This is a genomic window from Gammaproteobacteria bacterium, assembly GCA_016200485.1.
Classification (GTDB): Bacteria; Pseudomonadota; Gammaproteobacteria; order Tenderiales; family Tenderiaceae; genus JACQEP01.
In genome coordinates, this window is the sequence record JACQEP010000016.1 from 253,428 (window position 1) to 280,074 (window position 26,647).

The window sequence follows — 26,647 nt, forward strand, 5'->3', positions numbered from 1 at the left end:
ATCGCCTGAAACATCCCCATTCGATTAAGGGCAGAACGGGCTCGCCATACAGATGTTTTGCGCGGGGTCTGCCAAGCTCCATGGGGCTTGTCCCAATTGATCGAAACCGCCTTCGACATAGGCATAGGTGCCCGGTTGGTAGATCGGAATGTAATTACCGCCGCCATCTTTGTACCAAGTGTTATTGGAATACGTGCCGCCATTGGTGTTCTTGACGGTACCGATGGCGCCGCCAGTATAAAATTGGCGGTTATAAAATGCGCTGTAGTAAGTATCCAAACCTGCGGCGGGCGCCACCCAGCCAGCGCCCGGGGTATAACTATATTGGCTTGCCGTCATGTGGACATGATTACCGGGTACCGAGGCACGCTCGAAGGCATCATAGTGGGCATCCGGCGCCCTTAACGGATCAGTGAACCATTGTTTCATCACGATCTCGGAGTTGGGATCATAGCTGTAATTAAACGCTTTGCCGTCCAGTGTTGAGTTACCGGAGGTGCGGGCGTTGGTACTCTTGTTCAGCGCCAATTCCCGATCATGCGGCACGACTGGGTTCTGGCCAATGGTCAGCGCCGTGGTGTCGCTATAGGTGCGATTACGCATATCGACCTGGAAGATTGCCGAATACCCCTCGACTGGATCATTCACACTCTGATAAATGAGTGGCTTGTGATCGATGCGATCCTTGAGAAATTCCTGATAGGCGCCAGTGGCGCTCTTGTCCACCTGGCGCATGATGACACGGGTGGGGTTACCGGAGCCGTTACCATTCCAGCGTGGGTCGCGGTGGTTGGTAATACCCACCGCGTTGCCATTGCCGTCGGAGTTGTACAGGCCGATCGGATCACAGCCGTTTCCGGCATATAGGGCACAGGCATCCGTGTTGAAGGCGTCCATGATGCCGGTGAAATTGTTGTTGCTGCCCACCGTGGCGCCCGTGAACCCGCCGCTGTCCGACAACGAACCTGCCGGGGTGCCGCTGGGACTCGACTTGGTTGCCAAGTCACCCCCTTGAGTGTAGGTCTGCGACCCCCCCATCTTGACGTAGGTGTCCTGCTTCCATTCGGAGTCGCGGCCGCCCAGCACCAGGTGAAACCATGTGCCATTCAGCGCTGCGTCGGCACCGGTATAGCCGCTGACGGTGACGGCTTCGTATCGATATTCCATCTGATCGGCGATGCCGAATTTCTTGGTCTTGACGCCAGCGGTCAAAATGGATTTGTCCCAGATACACCCATTATCCTGATAACCATAACCGGTAAAAAAGCAGGAAGACAGATGGCGGCCGCCTTGATAACCATTGGCATCGCCGGTGGTGTCGGTGACCGTGGTATTGGGCAGGAAATTTAATCCGAAATATGCGAGGGCATTTAAAGGCCAGATCACGGCCATCAGCGCCAGCAAGGCTGCGCGGCCCAGCGTGGCCTGCCCCTTGAATTTCTCACTCATCCTTGAGCCGATGTCATCTCTTTTACTCATCTCGGCTCTCACTTAGATTTTCCGGTCAACCCCACAGCGATTGGCAACACTTAATGGATGATCCGTAATTCAAAATACAACACCAAGCTGAATTGGGGCTGAAACCCACAACCAAAAAGCAACTATTGCCTGAATCAAGGTCTAACTAGGTAAATATTGTATAATTTATATGGTTATTATCCGCCTTTGAATGCGCGCAGGTAGGCAGCCACCTGTCCGAATCCATCGAAGAAAGCCGTCATCCCATCGCACCTGGCCTCGTTACGCTTTATGCCGATATCGTCTTCGATTATGTCGATATTAAGACTGAAAAATCCTGAATTAGCGTCGATCAATGGCGGTCATCGCATAGCCTGCGCGAAGACATCGAAAATTCGAGCGCTCCGGCACCGAGTACTTCCCTATCGAACCGCCCAGGGTTGAACTGCCGGATCTCGTTAACTCCCCCCTGTTTTTTTGCCCACTGCTGCCGATCTATATACCACGGGGCGGAAGTCTTACATTGACACCTGAGTTATTAAAATCAATGGGTTAAAGCCCACCAACCTTACTGGAATTGGCGGCAGGGATGAGCAAACAGGAAACCATGAAACAAATTACCGCCAAGATCGAGCGTCTTGGCGATTTGCCGGTCTTTAGCGCCTCGGTGAACCATATTCACCGCATCAGCTCCGACCCGGATTCCGATGCCATGCATCTGGCGAACGAAGTACTCAAGGACGCCAATCTCAGCACCAAGCTGCTGCGCCTGTCCAATTCACCTTATTTCAATCGCTTCGGCGGCAAGATTAACGTGATTTCACGGGCAATTATTCTGCTCGGCTTCGATACGGTCAAAAATCTCACCCTGACCCTGAAACTCATCGAAAATTTCCAGCACGAAAACCCCGGCATCGACATGAGCAAGCTGTTGGTACGTGCCTATATTGCCGCCGGCTTTGTGCGTGACATGGCGATTAAATGCGGCATAGAGGATGCCGAAGAAACATACACCTGTGCCTTATTACACAATTTGGGCGAAATACTCACCGCCTACTTTTTATCCGATCGCTATCTGGAAATACAAAAACTCAATCGCGAAGGTAACTTGGGTGCTGTCGATAATGAACGAACAATTTTGGGCATGACTGTGTCCGATGTTGGCAAGGAGGTTGCCACCAGCTGGGACTTCGCGCCGCGCATTGTTTCAACCATGGAAAGTGAATTGCCCAAAATTCAAGGCCAAATCACCAAGCCTCTGGAACTTAACCAGGCGCTGGCCGCGATCGCGTCCAAGGTCGTTGCCGGACTCTATTCTGACTATGCAGGCAAAGGTCCTTCGCAACAGGAACTCATTATGGATATGGCCAAGGCTGCGGGTCTGAGCGTGAAGCAGGTTGAAGGTTCTTTAACAAATTCATTCAAGATGTCTTGCGAACTGGCCCAGGAATATGGGCTGGACAAACGCAAGATGATGCCGGTGGTGGTGGAAACCGGCGACGATGCCCGCGACAAGCTGGCACGTCAGTTTGCCTTTTTTGCCAGCGCCACCCGTGATCAGGTGGCTCAGAATCCCAACGGCGATATCGTTGAAACTGACGATGCAACTTTATCGGATGCCGCCACGTCCATAACCACACCCGACGCAAAAACTGCCTCTAAAGCGGAAATTAATGCACAACTTCAATTGCAATATATCCAGGAAATTACCACCCTGATCACCGACTCGGCAAAACTCAACAATGTTCTTGTCAAGGTTCTAGAGGGTGTCCATGAGGCTATCGGCCTCAACCGAGTATTACTGTGTCTGTTATCTTTGGATCGTAGTCACTATATAGGCCGCATCGCTGTTGGTCATGACAAGGATATGCTAAAGGAATATTTTAATTTCCCGCTTAATTCAAAATCCGATATTTTTGCCCGCATTGTTCTCGAGGGCAGCGAAATCACCGTTCAAGACGCTGCCGACTCACAGTGGAAGAATGCCCTGCCTCCAGAGTTTGAATCCAAGATCGCGGCCAAGTCCTTCGTTGCCTCTTCGCTCCGCTCCGGCTCCAAACCTATTGGATTCATTTATGCCGATCGTGGCAAGGGCGGCAAAGGCATTACAACAGACCAGCAACGCGGCTTTATCCAGTTCGTGGCCCAAGCCCGGCTCGCATTACAGACTTGCCGGTAATCTTTTTCCATTTTCATTGACAGGGTGCAACGCGGGCGCGCTAAGATAGTGCCATGAAGACGCGCATTCGCATTGAACCCGACATGGAGACCCTGTGTCGCACTACGGCCCAGGCCATCGTGTCTCTGGCCCAGCATACGGTCGATAGCGGTCGTGATTTTTATATCGCCCTGACCGGTGGCAACACCCCGCGTCGTCTCTATCAACTTTTAGCAAAAGCGCCACTGGCGCAACAAATGCCATGGGAACACACCCATATTTTTTTCAGTGATGAGCGCGCCGTCAGCGCTGATCATGCCGACAGCAATTACCGGATGGCCAAAGAAGCGCTGCTGGTACATGTACCATTACCCAAGGCCCATATCCACCGCATCGTCGGCGAACATCCCATTCCTAAAATTGCCGCCGCTGAATATGATCAAACAATTTTCCGTTTTGTGCCACGCGACGCTAGCGGCCAGACCCAGTTTGATTTGATATTGCTGGGACTGGGCCCCGATGGCCATATTGCTTCCCTGTTTCCGGATACTGATGCCCTCCAGGTGACTGACAAGCGAGTAACCGCCGTGTGGGTTCAAAAGCTTGATTGCTGGCGCATTAGTGTTACGTTTCCTGTCATCAATCATGCGCGTCAGATTTGGATGTTTGTTTCGGGCGAACCCAAGGCCGATATCATTGCTGAAGTTTTAAACCGCGCGCCCAGTGTGCCGGGCTATCCGGTGGAGATGATACAACCTGAAGGCGAATTGATCTGGTGTCTGGATCAGGCCGCTGCCAGCAAACTCAAGAGTAAATCCTAATGCGCGTACTGGCGGTTGATCTTGGCGGCACCAAGACCCTGCTTGAACTTTCCGAGTTTGACGGCACTCATTCAACGTTAATTGCCGATCAGCGTTACGCCAGCGCGGATCACGCCAGTTTCGATGGCATCATTAGCAATTTTCTGGCGCATCATCCTGGCCCTGTAGGTGCCGCATGTATCGCCGTTGCCGGGCCTGTTACGGCCTCTTCCCATGGTGAATCTGCCGAGATTACAAATTTGCCTTGGCATCTTGATAGCCAGCAACTCGCATCTCAATTCAAAATTCAGCACGTCAAACTGATCAATGACTTTGCCGCAGTGGCTTATGGTCTGGACGGATTGTGCGGCGATGAACTCGTTACACTACAAAATGTCAGCTGCGATGCACGTGGTGTGCGGCTTGTGCTGGGTGCGGGCACAGGCTTAGGTGTCGCCTTGATGGTGCATGATGGCCAGCGCTATAACGTGCTCGCCACAGAAGGTGGCCATGCCGGTTTTGCGCCAGCAAGCAATGATGAGCTCGTTGTTTTTAACTACTTGCGACAGACACTCGGTCATGTCTCGATCGAACATGTGCTGTCAGGACCAGGGCTGGTTAATATCTATTATGCGCTACACCAACTTGATCACGGTAGCGAAGAATCCCTCCTGCTCAATATCACTCATAGCGCCGATCCTGGCGCCGCCATCAGTAGCGCCGCAACTCATGGCGATAACATCGCCCATCGCACGCTGGATGTATTCACGCAAATCTATGGCAATGTGGCTGGCAATCTTGCGCTGACTTGTTTGCCGACGGGTGGGATTTTCCTCGCCGGTGGCATTGCGCCCAAAATCATTCAGCAGCTACAGAGCGATTTATTTCTGCCGGCCTTTCACCACAAAGGCAAGATGAGCGCTTTAATGCAGCGCTTTCCGATTAAGGTCGTAATGAATTCCAATATTGGCCTGATTGGCGCACGACTGATGGCGCAGCGGCTGCTTGCCCGGTAATTGTCATTACGCCGGGTGCCGGCTTGATTCCGGCCCGCGACACGTATTCAGCTCTTCGAAAACCGCATTAAGCGATCGATGATGGCACGCAATTGCGCATCGATTTTCAATCCCTGTTCGAAATTGTCCAACGATTTATCTACACCGGTTTGCACGACCTTCAATAACCGCTGCTCCTGGTCTTCTGTTAAACCGTAGCGCAGAAATGATGCTTCCAGTTCCTTCATGACATCGTCCATGATCTGCATCGCCGCTTCTTTCTGTTGTTTCTGCTGAACCCCGATTTCTTGCAGCGCCTGATTGGAGTCCGCCACTAGCACGGCCAATTGCTGCGCCATTTCCAATGCCTGCAACCGGATATCAGCCCCCTCCAGCAGAATGGCGAGATGATCGCGCAAGCGGCCGCATTTATCTTCGTCAGCCGGCATATTCTTGATCAACATCGAAACGTTGCCAAAATTGGCGATCAATCGTGCGCCGCTCGTTTTGAGCCGTCCCGCATCCTTCAACCGGGACAAGAGTTCTATCTCCAGGGGCGACATCGGGTCGGCGGTGCCGGCGTTGACGGCACCGCTGGAAGAACGGAGCTGCACGCTATTTTCCAGACCGTAGTTTGCAGTCGCTTCGACGGCAAGCCGGGCCAAGTCCTCGATACTTTGGACAGTAAAGCTCCGGCGCATGAAGTCCACCACCACTCCCTGTTCACCCGCGTTGGAGATGGCCGTCATGGCGGTTTGCATCATCATCGACTTTTCCGCTTCCGTTTCGGTGCGGGCATCCCGGTTCTTGATCGCCAGTTTCACTTTTTGCAGAAGCTCGATGGGCTGAACCGGTTTGATGAGATAGTCGCTGCCACCGGCCTCGTAGCCGGCCAATTTTTCCTCGGTGGTATCGTGAGCGGACACGAAAACGACATCGATGCCCTGGGTCTCCGGAGTTTCCTTCAAACGGCGGCAGGTTTGATAGCCATCCATGTCCGGCATCATTACATCCATCAGGATCACATCGGGGTGAGGGCTTTTACTTGCCATTTCGAGCGCCTTTCTGCCACTGGTAGCGGCCAACACGGCGTAATCCTGCTTCAGGTTTTCCATCAAGACATGAATGTCATCCGTCGAATCATCCACGATCAAAATCCGTTTCTTGTCGTTGCTCATGGGTTATTTCTCCTTGTGCTATCCCTAACAGCCTGTAAGTCCAAACACCTGCTCATACGCTTTGCAAACGCTGAACGATTTCTTTGACTGTATCGACATCGAAACTATTCAACGCGCTTGCGAGTTCTTCTATCGCGGCTGCATTCTCCGTTCCGCACGCCTGTTGTCGCAGGCTCTCAAGGCACGCTTGCGCCTCACCAAGATCAGAATCCAAATAGTTCGCCAACTGTTCCAAGCCACTGCGCCAAGCCGCCGGATCAAATGTGACACTAGCTTTTATTGCGACCTCCGGCACTAGCATTGCAAGTCCGTTGATGACTTCTTCAAGGCGGGAACGTAAGATTGGGAACTGGGCCGTTACTCGATCTTGATTTTCTGCCCGGCAGGCCTGTTCCATCGCTGCAGCCGCCTCATATATTTTTTTGGCCCCCAGGTTGCCACCGCTACCTTTGAGGGTGTGTGCCAGCCGTGTCGCTTCCTCCCACTCATTCCGGCGAATTAAGTTTTCCAGTCTGTCTGCCGCACCAGCGTGTTTATCGCGAAAATTTTTCAATAGCCGACGGTACGTCTCCCAATTGCGCAGACGCTCCATACCGTCAGTGACATCGATACCCGGTAGCTCAGGTATGGTAATCGGCGCGGATGCTGCTGTCGTGGCCATGGCTTCACTCGGCTTTTCACTGGGCTTGATCCAGCGTGCGAGCTCCTTGAATACGGCTTCTGGATCAATCGGTTTGGTCACATGGCCGTTCATGCCCGCGGCCAGACTCTTGTCGGCGTCCCCGCTCAAGGCGTGGGCAGTCATGGCAACAATCGGCAGCGCGGTGTAGCGGCCGCCGAGCGCGCGAATAGTTCGCGCTGCCTCGAGGCCATCCATGACCGGCATCTGGATATCCATCAACACAGCGTCATAGGTGTTGTCCTGCACGGCCTGCACGGCCTCGGCACCATTTTCCCGGATATCAATGGCAAAACCCGCCGCACCAAGAATTTCCTGCGCGACTTCCTGATTAATGCTGTTGTCTTCCACCAGCAGCAATCTGCGGTTACCGAACCAGCAAGTATCCCCTTCTGGGCTGGCCACGGTTCCGGATTCAGCCGACACCTGTTCGCCTACCAGCCTCATTAAACAATTATAGAACTCAGATTGCCGCAGCGGCTTGGTCAGCCAGGCATCGAGGTCTGGTGCCGGTTTATCTTGGTTAACTGCGCTGAGCATCACCAGTTTCATGCCGTTCAGTGTAGTATCGGCACGGATGCTGCGCGCCAACTCCAGTCCATGCATGCCAGGCATATTTAGATCCAGAAAAGCAATATCAAAGGGCTCACCCACAGCTACGGCAGCCCGTAATTGTGCCAAAGCATCAGCACCGTTTTCAGCTAAACTAAGCTTGGCAACTTTCCAGCTTTCAAAAATTCTTCTTAGCAACTCTCTCAACATGGGATTGTCATCCACTGCCAGAAAACGTAGTTTGGAAAGAGCCGGTGAAATTTGACATCGCACTTCGCTATCGTCGATGACCTCGAGCAACAGATCGAAACTAAAATCCGAACCCACGCCGGGCGCGCTGATAACTTTTATTTTGCCACCCATGGCCTCGATCAGCTTCTGACTAATGGCCAGTCCCAGGCCGGTGCCGCCGTATTTTCGGGTATGAGAGTTATCAACCTGACTGAATGCTTTGAACAATAGTTGCTGTTGCGTTTCGGACATACCGATCCCGGTGTCTCGCACGCCGAAGTGAATCAGGTTTCCTTCAAGTTTGGTGACGGACAACACAACTTCGCCTTTTGCGGTGAACTTGATGGCGTTATTAATCAAATTGGTTAATACCTGACGCAGGCGAGTCGGATCGCCCATGAGCCGGCGCGGTATGTCTGGATCCGTCAAATAAAGTAGCTCCACCCGTTTTTCATGCGCTCCTTCCGCCAGTAGCGCCACTGTTTGTTCCATCAATGCGCCCAGATCAAACGGTATGGATTCGAGTTCCAACTTGTCGGCTTCCAATTTGGAGAAGTCGAGGACATCATTGATTACCTTGAGCAGCATCTCCCCGGAACCGATAGCGGTATCGATAAAACGCCGTTGCTGCGCGTTCAATTCCGTTTTGCCCAGGAGGTGCAACATGCCCAGCACGCCATTCATGGGGGTGCGAATCTCGTGGCTCATGGTGGCGAGGAATTGGCTCTTCGCTCTCGCCCCCACTTCGGCGGCAGCTGCCGCCTGACGCAGCTCCGACACATCGTCATGAGCAATAACCACGCGAATGCCATTATCGGTAGCGAAGCGCGTGGCGTGGAGCATCATCCAGCGCTGGCTATAGGGGCTATGACAAGCATATTCGGCGACAAATTTTTCACGTTCGCCGCGCAACAACTCACGCAAAGACTGGCTGATCAATCTGGCATCGGCATCGTCTCCCGCCTGATTGCAAATCTCCAGATAATTGGCGTTCAGACAGCTGTCGGAATCGCGCAGGCCGTTGCCCCGGCCAAAGTTTTTCCAGGCTTCGTTGATATAGAGTATATTGCCAATCTCATCGAGCACACAAATACTGGAACTCAATGCATCGAGCGTCCGCTCGACAAAATGCTGCATCTGCTCAAGTTGTTCGCTTTGTTGTGCGACCCGGGCCAGTATCTGTTTGTGCTCGCTGATGTCGCGGTAAGTCCACAGATGATTGCGGTGCGTCTGACCGAGTTCATCTTCAAAAATGAGCGGCACGTAGTCCTGTTCGAAAATGCGGCCATCGCGCAGGACGAGTTCGTGTCCGGCCACTACACCCTGGCCGTTCAGACAGTCCTGACGCTGTTGCAGGTAAGCCTTGGGATCAATGAATAGCGCCTGATTGTGTTGGAACTCTTGTGCGCCGCCAGTACCCTCGATCATCAGCGGCAGATCACCTTTGCCGAACATGTCACAATAGGTCTGGTTTACGGTATGGATCTCGCCCATCTCGTCCTCCACCAGCAGACCTGCCTGTAGATTTTCGACCAGCCCGGCCATAAAACTGTTGGCCCGTTTCAAATCCAGCCCCGCACGCTTACGCTCCCGTCCCTTGTCAATGGCGTCGAAGAGTTGGGCGTAGGTGTTCATAATCGGCTGCAACAAATCGACCATCGCCTGGTCATAACCTTGTGGACGATTGGCCAAGCCTACCATACCGATCAGCCGCTCACCAAAGTAGATGGGTACGCCAAAAAAACTTTTAAGCGGCGGATGTCCCTGCGGCGTACCACCGCTACGCGGGTCATGGGCGGGATCGTTACTGATCACTATTTCGCCGCTGAGAATGACATGACCAAACAAATTATTGAGATTGCGAAACTCCAGCCCCTGGGGCGCGTTTTGCTCATAGAACGTGCGGGTAGCCTCGTCCCAGGCGATATTGGTCTGCGCATAAAACTTGAGATAAGGCTTGCCTTCCGCGTCCTGTATCGCCTCAGCGATGAATCCAAATTCGCTCCCGGTCAGCGCCAGGATTTCCGGCAACAACTGCTCAAAAAGCTCGCGTGGATCGCCACCCCTGATAAAACGCGATTGGGCATTGTTAATCGCTTTAATCTGGTGGTGTTGCGCCGCCAATGTCGCCTCGGTCTGCTTGCGCCCGCGAACATCCCGTATAATCGCGGTGAAGAGTCGGCGGTCGCCGATGACAGCCTCACTCAACGCCAGCTCCATTGGAAATATACTGCCATCTTTGTGCTGGCCCGGCAGCTCCCGGCGAGCGACCATAGGGTTTGAGCTATTGGTTTGGATATGACGCCTCATGTAACTTTCGTGATGGCTGCGCTCTGGCTCCGGCATTAGCATGCCTACGTTTTTGCCGATGACTTCTGCGCGCGGATAGCCGAATATGCGCTCGGCAGCGACATTAAATTCTTCTATCGTACCGCCCTCATTAATCACCACAATTCCATCGACGACATTATTGAACACTGTCGCCAGGCGGCTTTGACTGATCGCGAGTTCTTGTTCTGCGAACTTGACAGCAATCTTCTTTTTTTTGACATATAACGCTATATACAACATTAAAAGAATAGTCAATGCAGCAGTCATGCCATACATTACGCTGTCTACCCATTGGCGGTGACGGTCAAAAAAATTTGGTGGCGAGTTTATTATCGTTGCCTTCCGCAGCAAGGTGTCAGGCAGGGTAACACTAGCCTTGGCAAGTTCAGTTCCATCGAATATATATTCGTTTGGACTATCCGCTATCGGCGGAATGGCAGAGATGGGAACGCCATTTAGATGCCTGATGAGTAACGTGGCGGCATTTCTTCCCTGATTTCCGCCGCTCACGACATAACCGCCAATCACGCCAGACAACATGTAAGCGTCTTCCGTGCTGATAAATAGATGTGTTCCCGCCTGCGTAATGGCACGCAGGATTTGTGGAAGCGTGATTGAGCGCTCATTTGAATCAACCAAGGCGCCGACGGTTGTCAGGACCACGAATCGCTCTTTTCGTTGTTGTAACTCCGATACAACCTCATCGAGTCTTCGCCTTGAAATAAAGCTGGCTCGGAGCATCGGATAATTTGCAAGATCTTCCTTGATTTCACGCTCGACGGCCTTATAGGTTTCACTGGTATCACCCACGAACAGGATATCCCGGTTTTTTGGATCAATTTGTTTTATTAGATCGACGTTTGGAGAAAGATCTTTTCTTTCGAGAACGCCGGTGATGCGGTTGTGGTCAATATCAGCCAGGATGTACTCATCATTTACGCCCGAAAAAAAAACGGGCGCATTAGGAAAGATTGCGGTCAGGTGGGAACGGGCGAAGGATAAAGCATTGTCGTCGGTAACATAAATTGCCGCCGGCTCGACGCCGCGGTATTTTTCCTGAAGGTATTTCGCCGTGAGTTCGGCAACCTCGCGGTTATAGGGCACGCGTTTGCTATCAAGCGACTCGATAATATATGTGTATTCACGAGAAGAATCTGACTTAAGAGCCTCTACAAACGCCTGCTGCTGCCTTTTGGTCCAGGGATATTCATAGCTATAGGAATGTAGAATGAAAATCGGGATGGACGGTTCATACGCCCATACTTTGGTGAAGAAAAGGTATAGTATCAATAATGTGAGTGACCAGATTATGTTTACCGAGTTGAGGCGCGAGTTAATTTTTGCCCTTCCCCGACAAGGAGCAGTGGTTGCAGCGCTCAAGTTGCTCTGCCAAGACATCATGTCCCTCCTTGGCAGATACCGTGGAGACCAGTCAACGATACCAATTTAAAAACCACTCTATGAGATGGTAAAAACGAGACTTCGATTGTTATCAATAAATATCGACAGAAAAGGAAAATTCAATAGTATTCAGGGCCACTTTTTCTACAGGAAAAATCCGGTAGTGATGCAAGCTCCCTATTTTAGGTACCTTGACCGACTGTTTGACGCAAAGTACTGGAGACTGAATGTCCCTGCTAATACTGGCAGATATCCTGTTACCCATGGAAGACGCATGACATGGCACACATGGACGCAACTTAGACGCATCAACAGCAAACCAACGCCGAGTACCAGAACAAAAACACAATAGGTGTTTGCCTGGTTATTTTTCAGAAATGGGCAGTCCTATCAAGCCTTTTGCGGTTTATGTGTTGCGCCACGGACTGACCTCTGCCTCTTTAATGGGCATCCGACAGTCGCAATTATTAATCGGGCATCTGAATACATTTAAATGCCCGATTAATAATTAACAGTGTGGCGCGAAACGCCTTGTTAATTAGGTGAAATCGATATATAAAAAGAAAGAAAAGTATCGGAGTAATTCGCACAATATATTAGGATAAAAGTATGGCAACCATTTTGGTGGTAGACGATTCGACATCCATGCGCCAAATGGTACACGCGATACTTAAGGACTCCGGATATGATGTGATTGAGGCGCTTGACGGACAAGACGCATTGAATAAAGCCATGGGCAGAAAATTCGACCTCGTCATCACCGATCTCAACATGCCGCGGCTGGATGGCATCGCCTTGGTCAGGGAACTACGATCCCTGCCTGACTATAATTTTACCCCCATTCTGATGCTGACCACGGAGAGTACGACAGAGATCAAAAAACAGGGCAAGGCCACAGGCGTCACTGGCTGGCTCGTCAAGCCATTCAATCCACAGCAGTTGTTAAACGCCGTCAAAAAAGCGCTCGGCTCCTTAAGTTAAACCGATATTTCCATTATTGCTTTGATTGGAGTACGGCTCACTGCGCAAGAATTATCAGGGCACTGAAGAACGTGATCATGGGCTGCGGCGCAAGGCGGTCTTTTTTGATATCGAACAACCGTAGGGGCGATTCATGAATCGCCCCTACTGATTACATCGCCCCCTGCAACGGCTCCGCTACCTGCAACCCGATCGCGTTCGCCAGGGTTCCGGGATCAATCGGCTTTGACAGGCATTCTTCCGCCCCTGCAGCGATAATCCGTTCCACATTCTTTTTCGATTTAAACCCGGTCATGGCGATAATACGGATGTGATTGGTCACCGGGCTCGACTTCATCCAGCGGCACACTTCATACCCATCCAACCCAGGCATCATCAAATCCAGGAGGATCACCCCAGGCTTGAATACCTGGGCCTTCCAGCCGGCCTCAAACCCATCATGAGCCGTTTCAATCTCAATGTCCGTCGCTACCTCGGTCAGCAGATCCTTGATGACCTGACAATGAGCTGCGTCGTCATCCACAATCAGAATCCGCAGGGTAGTATTATTTTCCAGCGGCAGCATGCTCATTCCACGTTTTCTTGCAAACAATTCAATCTGTTGCATGGTAAAACGCAGATGCCCACCCGCGGTATTCATGCCCTTGAGCAAGCCCTTCTGCACCCATTGGCGGACCGTCACCGGTGTGACCATGAACATCTTGGCCACTTGATGCGACGTCATATAAGGACGATTTTGTGAATGTGCCACTGCAACCTCGTTATCCATCAGACACCCCCGTTACTCTAATATCAATACGTTTATGATTCAACTGCCCAGCATATCTGGCAAGAGATGGCAGGAAATCGCCGTTCTGAATAGCTCATACTCCGCCCGCAACCGGTGCAGGCTGGTGGCCACATCAATGGCCTTGCCTTGCTTGATATCCTTTTCCAGGGTATTGGCCACTGTCGCCAGGCGCGCGCCCCCCACCTGAGCCACGGAGGACTTGAATCGATGCAGCTCTTTGCACATCGCCTCGGTATTCGATTCCCGAAAATAGCGGTCGACCAATGCCAATGATTCGATCGATGAAGCCAACAAGGTCTCCAACAATCGTGGCAGCTTATTTTCACCGACCATTGTTCTTAATTCATCCAGTGTTTCCAGGCCCAACACTTCACCATTTTCGAGCTCAACGTTCGCGGCTAACGGTTGTGAGGCCTCGCCATTCACGGATTTCCAGTATCCAATTTTATCGATCAATATTTCTTTCCTGAATGGCTTGGATACAAAATCATCCATCCCGGCCTCCCGGCATTTCTCGATATCTGTTTCGAATACGGTTGCTGACAAAGCAATAATAGGCACTCGCTTATTGCTGGCTTTTTCATGGCGCCTAATTTTTATCGTCGCCTCGTAGCCGTCCATCACTGGCATTTGGCAATCCATCAGGATTAAATCATATTCATTTTCCCGATGTTTGATGATTGCCTCCTCGCCATTGGCAGCGACATCCACCTTAAACCCCTCTTTCTCCAAAAACGATTTGGCAATGAACTGATTCACTTCGTTGTCTTCCACCAGCAACACCCTGCCCTGTCTACCCTTGGCAACCCGGGGCGATTCATTCGGTAAATTATCCGCTTGTTTATCCGGCGCCAATTCAATCAATGGCAACAAGAACTCCACTCGCGTCCCTTTGCCACAATCACTTTCAATATTGATAGTTCCACCCATCATCTCTATCAGGCGCTTACAAATCGCCAACCCCAAGCCGGTGCCACCATATTTTCGCGTCGTCGAGTTATCGGCCTGCACAAAGGGTGAAAACAAGGCAGCTATTTTTTCTTTAGGTATTCCGATCCCGGTATCAGACACCACAACACGCAGGCGGCACCCGGTGTCATTGTTTTCTACGACCTCAATCTTGATTGAGATGCGGCCCGCGGCAGTGAATTTTACTGCATTGCCGACCAGGTTTGAAATGATCTGTCTAAAGCGCGTGGGATCAGAAGCAATGGCCGCCGGCACATCCGGCATAATCTCGCCGCTTATTTCCACCCCGTTTTTAACGGCTTGATTATCGAAAAGCACACACACCTCTTGCACAATGTCCCGCAGATGCGTTGGCTTTGTTTCCAGCGCCAATTTGCCAGCTTCAATTTTAGAAATGTCCAAAATATCATTGATGATTGCCAATAGCAGGTCACTACTGCTGATAATGATATTTATATATTTTCGCTGTTCTTCCGTAACCTCTGTATCATCAAGCAACTGTGCGCAACCGATGAGCGCATTCATTGGGGTACGAATCTCATGACTCATCGCCGCAATGAACTCGGATTTTGCGCGCGACGAACGCTCTGCCTCTACCTTGGCCAGGCTTAGCTCCCTGGTTCTAATGGCTATCAGGTCCTCCAGCGAATCATTGTCCTGCTTCAATTGATTCTGCAGCTGAACACTTTCTATTGCATAGGCAACGTTCGCCAGCACCATGGAAAGTATCGCCAGCGATAACTCATTATAATTTTTATTATCCTTATCCAGATTGCATATCAATAACCCCACGACACCACGGCGCGTCGCCAATACCTGGATCAAGGTTAGCGAGTCATTATCGCCTTTTTCGAATACTGCACGATTGTACTTTAAGGCCCAGGCAATGGTACCGTTTCTGATATATTCAGAAGTCTTCTCTTCAAGAGATCTGCGTTTTTCCGGCTCGCTGCAAAACGCCAGCTTCAAGTCCTGATCATCCTCGTCTTTGAGTAAAAATCCTATCGATATTGTTGGGATAACCCTGCTGACACTGAGCGCCGCCGACCTCAACACGGAATCTATTTCGTCTTGCGTATCGGTCTTTAAGCCATGATCGTAACTGGTGACCAAGTCATGCAGCAGATCGATCAGCGATGCTGGAGAATATGAACCTGTTTCTGAATCTGGATCTGGCATGGATTATTCCGATCAACCAACGCCTGCCACAAACTCCATTGCGGCCTGATATTGTTTTTCCACCTCTTCCATCGCCATTCTCAAGGCAGAATCGGAAATCCCTATCTTGAGCCAAACAGAGTTTTTGACCGGCGGCACAAATTGTTCACCACTACCCCCATACAGCAAGCCATGTGCCATCACATCCGACACATGATTTATTGCCGCCTCGATACTGTAATTACGCGCCGCCTCCGGATTGTGATGATATTTCACCGACTCTATCAGACGCAGCGGCAACCTCCATTGCTCCAGCAACATCCCGCCCAATGTAGCATGGTTAATACCCATTAATTTGTACTCGCTTACATAAAGCAATTCACTCTCCTTCTCGGATTCATGAAACACCTCATTCATGATCTCCGGGACTTCTTTGAGCATGATCAGCCGGCCAATATCATGTAGCAAACCCGCTACAAATGCAGTTTCGACATTGGGATCGCGCCGGTGTGAAGCCAGGATTCTACCGCATACGCCACAGGCGACACTGTGGCGCCAGAATAATTCCATGTTGACGTATTTGGCATCGATATCTTTGAATAGCGATACCACCGAGCATGCCAACACCAGCTCGCATAGCTGCCGGGTACCTATTACCGTAACAGCATGATTTACCGTGCTCACCTTGCTTGGAAAATTGTAGAGCGCGCTATTAGCCAACCGCAGCAACTTGGCCGTCAGCGCGGTATCTTCCGAAATGATCTCTGCCAGATGCTTGGTCGATGATTTTGGATCTGACACTGCCTCCGTAATGCGGGTATACATCATGGGCAATGACGCCACCTTGGTAACGCCGCTGATCAGACGTTGGGCATCAATGTGCTTTTTCATTTCTGATTTCCGCTAATATCCGTAGTCTTGAATACTCCGTCAATTGCGCAATCAGCGTCTGTGATCTGTCACAATGGGCATACAATTGCGCGATTCTTTCATCGACGGTCTTGGTTTCGGCTTCCGTCATTTCTATTGATTTGGCATGACTTTCTTCCGGCTCGGCATCGATATCAATGTCGACCTCTGTCACCCCCCATATCTGCATCACCCTGATGGCTTTATCGGTCAATGCCATGCCCGTACGCAATAAAATGCGTCCATTCATATCGATCACATCCTTGCTCAGCACCCATCCGGTGGCGAGCTCAGCGACTGATTTACGTGCCATTTGGCCTCCTTGTCTTTCGTCATAACTCACGACTATCGATTGCCTGGGTTTTGGTTAACGACGGAAACAATATTTTGAATATCGAGCCCTCTTTCGTTGACTCGACAAGAATATGGCCACCCTTCCCGTGGACCAAACCATGCACCATGGATAAACCCAGCCCGCTTCCTTTGCCCACTTCCTTTGTCGTAAAGAATGGATTAAATATGTTCGCCAGGTCCGCCTCCTGTATTCCCGGCCCGCTATCCTTGACTGTCAACATAACAAATCGTCCTTCTGGAACAACCTCAAGGCAGGAAGCACACCTGCCGCCTTCTTCGATCTCTGATTCATTGAGATTGATTTCAATCACGCCATTACCGTGCATCGCATCACGCGCATTAATGCAGATATTGGTAATGATTTGATGAAAATGAGTCGGGTCGATCTGAATCGCCGGAAGGCCCTCTTCGACATTGACCGTCATGGTCACCGATGATGGAATCACTGGACGCAGCATTTTAATCGACTCGCCCAGAATCTCGACTGGCTTGCTCTCTTTTTCCTCTGATATCACACCTCTGCTATAGGCCAGCATTTTTCTGATCAAATCCGTCGCTCGTTGACCTGCGGTATGTATCTCCATCAAACATTGGCCAATTTTGTCGCTGTCATTCCTGGTTAAGCTCCGTTCAGCCAAAGTGGCATAGCCCATCATTCCGCCCAGAATATTATTAAAATCATGCGCCACTCCGCCCGTTAATTGACCAAGCGCCTGCATTTTTTGGGCATGCTGCAACTGTTTCTCAAGTGCAAGTCGCTGTTCAATATCTTTCAGACTGAACACGACTATAGACTTTGAATTAAGCTCTGTCTTTTTGGCGGCTATTTCGATTGCGAATTCGGTTCCATCCAAACGCTTGCCGCGGCTTTTTCTGTTGCATTTTGGATCGCATCCTCCATGTTCAACAAGCTTCTCAAGCATGCGGTTTCCGTCACACAGTATATCGCTGATATTTTTTCCGCTTAATTGGTCTTTCGTCGCGCCGAAGATGTGTTCTGCAGCTGGATTGGCTGTTTGAATTATTCCATTGATATCCGTATATACCACACCATCAATGAAGTGATTAAATATCGCCCTGAGTTCTTGCTCGCTCTCCCGCAACATGGCATTGGCACGCTCAATCTCACACCTGGATTGTTGCTGTTCCAGAACCACCCTTATTCTGTTTTTTAATACCGACCATTGGATTGGTTTGGTAATGTATTCGATTGCCCCCGCTTCAAACGCCTCATCAATTGATTTTGTATCGTTTAGTGCCGTGATCATAATAATCGGCGGGCATTTACTCCCCAAACCGGCAGATAAATTGCGTGTCACCTCGATACCATCCATCTCCGGCATTATTTTATCCAGCAGCACCAAATCAACTGAATTTTTGTAGCACACCTCAACCACATCCCTGCCATTACGACCCTCCAGAATCTTGTAACCATCGCTTTCCAGAACCGTCTTTATGATCAGGCGCAAGGCATCATCATCGTCGGCGATAGCGATTGTCACTTTTTTTGCCAAGGCATTGTTCTCAGCCATTGATTGAGTCCAATAACGAATTATTGATCTTGTCCACCAGATCGTTGATTTTTACTGGTTTGTATAGGTAATTCTTGATCCCGATAGCTTGAGCACTTTTTTCATCCAGATACTCACTAAATCCTGTACACAGGATGATCGGGATATTGGGCCGCATCTTGATGAATGCCTTGGCCAGGTCGCCGCCAGTAATCTCCGGCATGGTGTAATCGGTGATCACCACATCATATCCGTTGGGTTTTTTTTGGAAGATGTTCAGCGCCTCTTTGCTGCTGGTGGTGACCGTTACATCGAACCCGCTGTCCTCCAGCAATTCGCCTTGTACATTTGCCAACGCAACATCATCGTCCACCAGCAGTACCCTGGCACGCCTGTTGTTTTGCTGAACTATCTGTACCGGTTCTTTGGCATGGTTCTCTATCATCGACGTCTTGGCGGACCCATCGATTGGAATCAACAACTCAATGCTCATACCGGTCAAATTAAATTTGACATCGATATGCCCCTTATTACCGTGAATCATGCTGTGGACTTTTGAAAAGGCCATGCCCGCACCAGTCTTCAATTCGTGTTTAAAGTGTTTAAAATAGAACGGCTCGAACATGCGCCGCCTCGCATTACTGGCAACGGAATTTATTTCACTTGCGATCGTTATTTTTGCCCACTCGCCGGCATACGGTTGCCAACATGATTTACAAAGTCCCTTATGGTGATTTTTCTCGATACTGCAGATGACATCGCCCTGAATTTCCATGCACTCGACCAACCCTGTTGCCAGGCCGGAAAACGCTTTTTTTAGTGTTTTCATACAAGCGCTTGTTATTTCCCTGTCACAGCCAATATCTTTATTTACTTTTACTTTTATCCCCCTCTGCCCCTTTAATTCATCGACCAGCAGGTTGAATACCTCTTTTATTTTTACCGCTTCCAGCTCTGCTTCATACACACCGACAAACGCCAGTAACTCATCTGTCAGCGCCTCCATTCTCATTGTCGCATCGGATATTGCCTCAATGGCGCGCGCCAGCTTGGGATCACTTTCATTATTGATTTTGCCTTGAGCCAATGTTGCATATCCGCTCACAACACCGATCAGGTTATTGAAATCGTGCGCCACTATCTTTGCAAACTGCTGCATAGCCTCCATCTTCTCGGCGCGCATCAAATTTTGAGGGGTCTGCACCTGATCGCTGATGTCCTGAATGTAATAATTCGTGGTATGTTCGGCTGCATTCTCAGTCAGCATGATGCTATATTCGGATTCTTCGATTTCGCATACCAGATACTGGGTCTTGCTTGTATCCGGATTTAGCAAAATCAAGTCTCCAAGTTTCGAAACAGAAAGCGGCGTCCCCAATGCCAAGCCCAGCTTTGATGCCATGCCTTCATCATCTGTTTCCAATTTTTCAATGATTCCTGACGCGTCAACGCTCGTCACAACTCCGCGTCGTTGCAGGTCATACACTGGAATCCCTTGAATTGCCGGCTCGGTCATAAAGTAGTTCATGGTTGCCACCTTGTTAATCAACTTCGTTAATTATTGCCTGTTACAGGTTTCCCACTTTCCTTACCAGCTCATTGATATCGATTGGTTTTTTCATGATTGAATCCGCACCAATCAAATTGGCGATTTCCAAATAATCAAATTTCCCTTTGATTCCACCACCACCCGATATGGCAATGATCTTTGCCTGCGGGTATTCCTGCCTCAACGACATAATGAGATCGATACCGTTTTTCCCAGGCATCACCAGATCGGTAATCATCACCGACTCCGGCTTACACCGGAATTGTTTTACCGCCTCTTCCACCGACTCAGTCGCCATCACCTCATGTCCGGCCTCTGTTAACGCCTCTTCCAGCAGGCTGCGCATTGCTGGTTCATCATCGACAATGATCGCTTGCGTCATAAATCGCTTCCTCTATTGCCGTTAGTCTTTAAAACACATCCACCGACCCTCCACGCCCCACCGGCATCGCAGTTTTCCTGGTCGGTAACACTTGCTCCCACTTCGGTCGAAACTGGCCGATACGCAAGGTTCTGAGACTAATGTGTGCCAATAATTGCGAGGCAGTGAATTCGGCATGCGAGTCTTTACCGTTGGTTGTTGCGTTGGTGTGGAGTTGATTGGAAATGAGATGTTGTTGCTCGCGGGTTTGGGCTTCCATGCCCATAAAACAATCCATTATCTCCGCGATGGAACTCTTGATAATCGTTTCTAAGCGCTGAACGTCGTCTTTTAGAGTATCGGTTTGCTGATTGACGCTATTAATGGCATCTATAATGATCGGGGCTATTACCAGGGTTGGGGGGAGCACGTTTACATTTTTTTCGTCTCCATCCCGCTGCCGCCGCCAAAATCTGCATGCCCAAGCCCACATGAGCAAAACGGCAACTCCCTGTGCCATCAGCCCCCAGTTGCTAACTATTGTTACATTCCCGATCCAGCTCAGAGCAATGATTATAGTTGTGATGAGCGTGGCGCCAAGCATCACCAGATTCGGAAGCCTGTTGCTCCCGTTGGACTCCAGCCTCAATGCCCACTGCTCGTTCATTTATCCCCCAGGGAACCCCGTATAAGATTTTGTAACTTCGAAATAATTTAAAGCGCGTAAAGTTACTGTATCTTTCTTTACGGCACTGGTCACAACTTCTTTAGTCCCCCTGTGGTGTGTTCTTACTTCTGCTCTTTGTCCGCTTTGATCTATGACTGGATTTGCTGCTGAATCACGCAGTATTATTGCGTAAACTGACCGGATAAATCACTATTAAAACAAACTGTTATATTTAATTAGGTATTTTGAATAAACTTTAGATTATTTATATGGTTTTTATCATGTTTCAATCCATTATTACTAACATGCCTTTAATTGACAAAAGTTTACAATTAAGAACCATTATTATTTGTTTTCAAGGCCACATAGATCGTCGCGCCTTGATCCGGGTGACCTACCGCCCAGACTCGCCCGCCGTGTCTTTCCACAATACGTGCCACGGTGGCCAATCCGATTCCCGCGCCCTCAAAATCCGGATCTTCACAAAAACGCTTGAACGGTCCAAACAATAATCCGGCCCAGATAGGATCGAAGCCAATACCATTGTCACGCACATAAAAAATGACCTCGTCATTGGTTTGATGACTGGCGATTTCGATTTTGGCGCGCTCCTTCTTAGCCGTATACTTCCAGGCATTACCCATCAGCTCCATCATCAGCACACGTATCAGCATGTTGTCGCCAACAATTTTTATCCCAGGCTGCACAATCACCTCTACCGTGCGATCCGGCTCCATTTCTCTATGGCCCGCAGCTATATTCATGGCAATGGCGGACAAATCTATAGCTTGCAGACGCAAGTCCACGCTGGTGGCGCGCACCAAGCCAATCAGCTCCTTGAGCATCTCTTTTGATTGTCGTGCGATAATGAACATCCGCATCACGGATTCATAAACTTCACCATCTTTCTTATCGAATTTTGATTTCAATTCAGTGCTATATGCCGCAATCGCCCCGATGGGTGATGACAGGTTATGAATCATCGCCTCTGTTAATTCACGAAGCTCCTTTTTCTCCCGCTCAAGCCCCGAAATACGCGATAACAAATTTTTCATTTCCTCGCGTCGTTCAAGCTTATTTTTTACTATCTCATTTTCAACCATAATATTTACCTTTTAATTATGCTTGTTGACTTTTTTATTACATGGCATGTGATATTCTAGTACGTATATTTCATTACTACTGCCACCGTCCCTGTCACTATTGCGCGTCACCTGCCGGATCGTCAGACCACAGACCTCGCATTGAGCCGTTGCCGGCAGATTTCCTTCCTGCCGGGCACGACATAATGCGCAATGTTCCATCTGTGCTTGTTTTTGTTTTTTATTAAGCACTTTTTTCATCCTTAATTTGATTTGGCTTCAGATAACCGCATCATCGACCACTGACGTTTACCGCTCTTTAGACGTTATCAACGGCCTTCCCTGGCCTTTGGTAATGTGTCTGTTCGGGGCGCCCCTGGATCTGCTTGATGTGGTATTTCTTATATACAGCGCCTTATATAAATCGGCATTGATATCGATCCAGCACGCCACCGATAACACATCGCCGACATATTGCGCCCGTCCATCGCCAAAGCGGCGCATGGGTACACCTACCGTCCTGCCCAGAAATCTTTCCATCGCCACACCCATCACTGCGACGTAATGCGTAATATCGTTTGCGATTGCAAACTCATATCCCCGGCGCAATATTTCCAATGTCACGGACCTTAATATCGTCTGACCATTTTCTGCGCCATCTGGCGGCATGACTGCAAAGCGGCTTATTTCCCATACATCCTGGCTTACTGGATACTTTTCGCCACGAAGCAGTTGCGGAAACACATCTCGCAACATGTAGTTGCTTGTCGTGGGTAATAACCGCCAACAGCCTTCTACCTGACTCTCGGGATCAGTCACTATCATATACACCGGCAATAGTTGATCAAAAATGTCCTGTTCCAGCCCATCATTACTATTTACCTGCCACTTCAATCGTTCCTTAAACACCTTATTCCTCAGCTCAAACATCCCTCTTAACTGCACATCCAATCTTGGTTGGTTGTTACCCTTTACCGTCAATACATATCCCATGGTTCCACTCCACGCTTTATGGCCCTTTCAAAGTGAAACTGAATTGCGGTGTTTGCGTAACTGTAAAAAGTGACAGGCTGTCCCGCCCTTTTTCAGGTGCTATAGATACGAGGTCAATCGATCGGGAGGTGTCTTATGTCTGAACCAGGTTTCACCGCACTGTCTGCTGATGGGTCTCCTTTTTTCCCTCAGCCCAATTCAGCCAGTGAAATTCCGGTATTTGGTTCGGCCTTCAAATTTGGCCGCGATCCGTTAAATTTTTTACTCGGCCTTGCGCTCGAATCCCCTATCACTCATTTCCATCTTGGAAAGATGCCTGTTTATCTTCTTCAGCATCCCGAGCTCATCGGTGAGGTCTTAAGGTCAAAATCCGATGTGTTTGAAAAGAGCGATTTCGCGGATGAATTACGGCAAATCATTGGTAATGGACTGGTCACCAGTCAAGGCGACGAATGGCTTAAACACCGCAAGATCGTTTCACCCGTTATACAGAAGCGGCAACTTGAGCATTACACGCCGCTGATGGCCGGTATTTCGCGCCAGCATGCAAAAAATATTAACGCTGGCTTAAGGAATGTTCACGATGACATTATGTCTTTGGCCATGCAGATCATCACCGATACCTTGTTCAAGACCGATGCTCATGTCTGTCCGCACACCGTAAGTCATTCGCTGGAACAGGCCTTGACGCATTTCCATACCCTGGCACTGGGCTGGCAACGGATTCTTCCCAAATCCTTGCCCACACATGCGCGCCGCGAATATAAAAAGGTTAGTCTTGTTCTTGATAAGATCGTTTCTTCGATGCTTGACGCCTATGAAGCTAATCCTGAGGGCCAATCGCCATTATTCAATGTATTGCTGAAGGCTCATCGTGAGGGGAATATCAGTCGCCGCCAAATTATTGATGAGGCGCTGACCATGTTTCTGGCGGGGCATGAAACCACCGCTCTTGCCGTGAGTTATGCGCTATATCTGATCGCCAGTGATGACAATATTCAGCAACGCCTGTTTGCTGAAGTTAATGCGCTTGGCGATAGACTGCTCACTTCTGAGGATATGGATAATTTAAAACTCACGACGGCGGTCATTAATGAGTCATTGCGACTATATCCACCTATATGGAGCATTATTCGCCGCACTACCCAACCCTATAGACTCGGCAGCATTGATCTAAAACCTGGCGATCACTTAATGATTTCACAATGGACACTCAGTCGCGAGCCGTCCTGGTTTCCTGAGCCGGACCGCTTTAACCCGGATCGTTGGTTACAGGACAAACAACCGCCACGGTTTGCATTTATCCCCTTCGGTGCCGGCGGCAGAAAATGTATTGGTGACCAATTTGCCATGATTGAGGCGACGTTGATGTTGGCTGAATTCGTCAGACATGCGCACTTTAGCCGCAGCAGCAATCACCCGCTTGAGCTCGTTCCATCCGTTACCCTCCGCCCCAAGCGTGGTGTCTGGCTAAACGTCAACCGACGAATTCCTTGCCATGTACAAGAGGACAAGGATTCGGCACCAGCGCCTAGAGGTATTGCGGTTTAATTAATCCATAAACAATGGCGCGGGCCACTGCCTGCTGGCGATTGCTGACCTTTAGTTTCTCGGTGATGTTTTGTACATGAAAGATCACGGTGCGCTCCGATATCTTCAATATCTGCGCTGTTTCCCACGTTGTTTTACCATCCGCTGCCCACATCAAGCACTCACGCTCACGATCCGTTAACCGGATATTGGCATCTGCGTAACAGCCATCTCCCAAGATACTGCGCACCGCTTCATGTAAGTAGGCGGTAAAGAAATTGCCTTCCGGCATTATTTCCCAGCCGCGTGTTCTCGCGTATTGCTCTCCTTTCTCGGAAGCAAAGCTAAGCATGGCGGCTTCACCTTGGGCTGTATGCAGAGGAAATGTCACGCCTCCCTTCACACCATGGTCAAATGCTTCACCCATGATCTTCCAGCCTAAACTATCCGTTGTTTTTTTGATTTTGAGCTTATCCCACGACAGCGGCAAATTATTATGGATACAATAATTAACAACGGGGTCATGGCGGACATGTTCCGCTTCCTTATAACGTTCCCACCATGAGGTAGGATAACCACTGACATCAATGAAAATCGGTTTGGTAAAGGAAGAGGGCAACTGCGCCCCGTAATGAAAGCTATCAAATCCAAAATAATCACACACGGTTTCACAGATTCGATGGATATCTTTAATCGTATTCACCGTGGTCAACTCAGAAACCAGTTCTTGTATACGTTGGGAACTCATTCGCCGCCCCTTGATCCACTGCGTCACTCGCCAACCTTAACGAGCATTAACCACTACATTACCTTCCCTGGTATTTGCCTCCTGTAGCCCTGACTTCCCTCTTTCCCCATTCGTATAAATCTGGTGTTTCAGACTTTTTTAGTAAGCCTTTCCTGATTAGTTTTACCTGATTTAATGTTCGTTTGCCAATTATTAACAATATTTAACACCCCCCCTTTCAGGGGGGATACCCCACCCTGAATCTTTATTCCTTATTTTTTACTTTCGCATCACCTGACCCACGCCAAGTCAGCGCAATAAACATCCCCTGGTCCACGCCATTGTGCGTCAAACGTTCTATCAGTGGAAAGGTGGCCATTGAGCCGAGGTCGATTTCCATACCGCTGCGTTGATCACGTACCCCCATTCCCAGCATTAAATAAACATCACCAATCTTGCCATGGCCTGATCCCGTCGATTCCGGGGTTAAATCAAACCCTGGTCCGGTCAGGCGCGGGTCGAACTTGCCGGCGGGTACCGGTGCGCCGATGGCGGCCCGTGGCACGACAGTCCAACGTGAATTCAGGGCACGCTCGCCTTGAAGGCCGATAAAAGGTGAAATGAAATTGTGCGTGCCACTGTAATCGAGAACACCCGCTGTCCCCGCATTTGCCCCCGCCAGCAACCGATAACGCACCTGATAATCGGCCAGTTCCAAGCGTTCTAATAGCAGACCACCCGTTCCCGCCCAACGCCAGGCACTGTTTGCTGACTGAAGTTCGCGTCTGAATACTGCACCGACGCCACTATGGCGCACCGTTCCTCCTTGGGACGAAAATTCGGCCTGTTCCGGGATATCAAGCGGCACATTTTGCAACTGACCCGCCGTCAGCACTTGTTCTGTGGCATTGCCGCCGACATTAAATTGATCATAAAAACCGATCAGTTCATAACTCCAGCGCTCATTGAGTTGCCGCGCCGCACCTGCGGTGAGTAATAATCCCTGCATCTTGGCGACATTGGTATCAAATTCAGTAGCCGCCACCGCGATAACCGGTTGCCACTCTTGGCCTGAAGCCGCTGGCCAAGGCAATGCGAAATAACGCGCATCCTGTGCCGCCTCGGCCAGATGTTCGAGCAGAAAATGGATGTCTTCTTTGGGGGGTGCCACGGCGGCTTGCGTCAGCGCGGGCACTGCCAATAACAGTGCCAGCAACCGCCTGTGGATGGATCTTACTGGCATGGGCTTACCCTCAGCGCGAGTGGTAAGCTATCTTAGCGGA

Annotated in this window: 20 protein-coding genes; 5 read left to right on the plus strand and 15 right to left on the minus strand. The window is 49.9% G+C overall.

Features of this window, described 5'->3' with window-relative positions; genetic code table 11:
* Positions 1 to 24: 24 nt before the first annotated feature.
* Entirely contained in the window at positions 25 to 1,479 is a 1,455-nt protein-coding gene (locus tag HY272_11235) for a hypothetical protein (protein ID MBI3773258.1), read from the minus strand.
* A gap of 568 nt (positions 1,480 to 2,047) precedes the next feature.
* On the opposite strand from HY272_11235, the gene HY272_11240 reads away from it, so the two are divergent.
* From HY272_11240 to glk, 3 genes are read left to right on the plus strand one after another with little or no spacing between them, the layout of a single operon-like run.
* The gene (locus HY272_11240; GenBank protein MBI3773259.1) at positions 2,048 to 3,637 is read left to right on the plus strand and encodes an HDOD domain-containing protein; all 1,590 of its coding nucleotides are present in this window, start codon (positions 2,048 to 2,050) and stop codon (positions 3,635 to 3,637) included.
* 53 nt (positions 3,638 to 3,690) lie between these two features.
* Complete coding sequence (gene pgl / locus HY272_11245; GenBank protein ID MBI3773260.1) at positions 3,691 to 4,437, plus strand: 6-phosphogluconolactonase; 747 nt, start codon at positions 3,691 to 3,693, stop codon at positions 4,435 to 4,437.
* Positions 4,437 to 5,432 carry a glucokinase gene (glk, locus tag HY272_11250; protein ID MBI3773261.1) on the plus strand — a complete coding sequence of 332 codons (996 nt, stop codon included), beginning with the start codon at positions 4,437 to 4,439 and terminating at the stop codon, positions 5,430 to 5,432. The genes pgl and glk overlap by 1 nt, the downstream gene beginning before the upstream one ends.
* Before the next feature lie 47 nt (positions 5,433 to 5,479).
* Here glk and HY272_11255 read toward each other — a convergent pair whose 3' ends face one another.
* Both HY272_11255 and HY272_11260 read right to left on the minus strand, forming a co-directional pair.
* Positions 5,480 to 6,589 (minus strand): response regulator, encoded by a 1,110-nt coding sequence (locus HY272_11255; protein ID MBI3773262.1) that lies wholly within the window; start codon positions 6,587 to 6,589, stop codon positions 5,480 to 5,482.
* Between the two features lie 52 nt (positions 6,590 to 6,641).
* The gene (locus tag HY272_11260) at positions 6,642 to 11,486 is read right to left on the minus strand and encodes a response regulator (protein ID MBI3773263.1); all 4,845 of its coding nucleotides are present in this window, start codon (positions 11,484 to 11,486) and stop codon (positions 6,642 to 6,644) included.
* A 906-nt stretch (positions 11,487 to 12,392) separates the two neighbouring features.
* Here HY272_11260 and HY272_11265 point away from each other — a divergent pair.
* Positions 12,393 to 12,764 (plus strand): response regulator, encoded by a 372-nt coding sequence (locus HY272_11265; protein MBI3773264.1) that lies wholly within the window; start codon positions 12,393 to 12,395, stop codon positions 12,762 to 12,764.
* Between the two features lie 151 nt (positions 12,765 to 12,915).
* Here the strand turns inward: HY272_11265 and HY272_11270 are convergent, their stop codons facing one another.
* From HY272_11270 to HY272_11315, 10 genes are all read right to left on the minus strand, one after another.
* Positions 12,916 to 13,533, minus strand: a complete 618-nt coding sequence (locus HY272_11270) for a response regulator (protein ID MBI3773265.1) — start codon at positions 13,531 to 13,533, stop codon at positions 12,916 to 12,918.
* Between the two features lie 39 nt (positions 13,534 to 13,572).
* Positions 13,573 to 15,702, minus strand: a complete 2,130-nt coding sequence (locus HY272_11275; GenBank protein ID MBI3773266.1) for a response regulator — start codon at positions 15,700 to 15,702, stop codon at positions 13,573 to 13,575.
* A 12-nt stretch (positions 15,703 to 15,714) separates the two neighbouring features.
* The gene (locus HY272_11280) at positions 15,715 to 16,572 is read right to left on the minus strand and encodes an HDOD domain-containing protein (protein ID MBI3773267.1); all 858 of its coding nucleotides are present in this window, start codon (positions 16,570 to 16,572) and stop codon (positions 15,715 to 15,717) included.
* On the minus strand, positions 16,556 to 16,903 hold the full coding sequence (locus tag HY272_11285; GenBank protein ID MBI3773268.1) for a hypothetical protein: 348 nt from the start codon (positions 16,901 to 16,903) through the stop codon (positions 16,556 to 16,558). Before HY272_11285 ends, HY272_11280 begins: the two co-directional genes overlap by 17 nt.
* Before the next feature lie 19 nt (positions 16,904 to 16,922).
* On the minus strand, positions 16,923 to 18,476 hold the full coding sequence (locus HY272_11290; protein MBI3773269.1) for a response regulator: 1,554 nt from the start codon (positions 18,474 to 18,476) through the stop codon (positions 16,923 to 16,925).
* Positions 18,469 to 19,983, minus strand: coding sequence for a response regulator (locus HY272_11295; protein ID MBI3773270.1), 1,515 nt, complete (start codon positions 19,981 to 19,983; stop codon positions 18,469 to 18,471). Before HY272_11295 ends, HY272_11290 begins: the two co-directional genes overlap by 8 nt.
* A 40-nt stretch (positions 19,984 to 20,023) precedes the next feature.
* A complete protein-coding gene (locus HY272_11300; GenBank protein MBI3773271.1) occupies positions 20,024 to 20,386 on the minus strand; it encodes a response regulator in 363 nt (120 codons plus the stop codon).
* A 28-nt stretch (positions 20,387 to 20,414) separates the two neighbouring features.
* Positions 20,415 to 21,032, minus strand: a complete 618-nt coding sequence (locus tag HY272_11305; protein ID MBI3773272.1) for a hypothetical protein — start codon at positions 21,030 to 21,032, stop codon at positions 20,415 to 20,417.
* Between the two features lie 332 nt (positions 21,033 to 21,364).
* Positions 21,365 to 22,087: a hypothetical protein gene (locus tag HY272_11310; GenBank protein ID MBI3773273.1), complete on the minus strand. Its 723-nt coding sequence runs from the start codon at positions 22,085 to 22,087 to the stop codon at positions 21,365 to 21,367.
* Between the two features lie 336 nt (positions 22,088 to 22,423).
* Positions 22,424 to 23,107, minus strand: coding sequence for a GNAT family N-acetyltransferase (locus HY272_11315; protein ID MBI3773274.1), 684 nt, complete (start codon positions 23,105 to 23,107; stop codon positions 22,424 to 22,426).
* 135 nt (positions 23,108 to 23,242) lie between these two features.
* Here HY272_11315 and HY272_11320 point away from each other — a divergent pair, with 135 nt between their 5' ends.
* Complete coding sequence (locus HY272_11320; GenBank protein MBI3773275.1) at positions 23,243 to 24,658, plus strand: cytochrome P450; 1,416 nt, start codon at positions 23,243 to 23,245, stop codon at positions 24,656 to 24,658.
* Here the strand turns inward: HY272_11320 and HY272_11325 are convergent.
* Entirely contained in the window at positions 24,639 to 25,340 is a 702-nt protein-coding gene (locus HY272_11325) for a LuxR family transcriptional regulator (protein MBI3773276.1), read from the minus strand. The two genes, HY272_11320 and HY272_11325, sit on opposite strands and share 20 nt — an antisense overlap.
* Positions 25,341 to 25,629: 289 nt before the next feature.
* Positions 25,630 to 26,607 carry a hypothetical protein gene (locus HY272_11330; GenBank protein MBI3773277.1) on the minus strand — a complete coding sequence of 326 codons (978 nt, stop codon included), beginning with the start codon at positions 26,605 to 26,607 and terminating at the stop codon, positions 25,630 to 25,632.
* Positions 26,608 to 26,647: the final 40 nt, after the last annotated feature.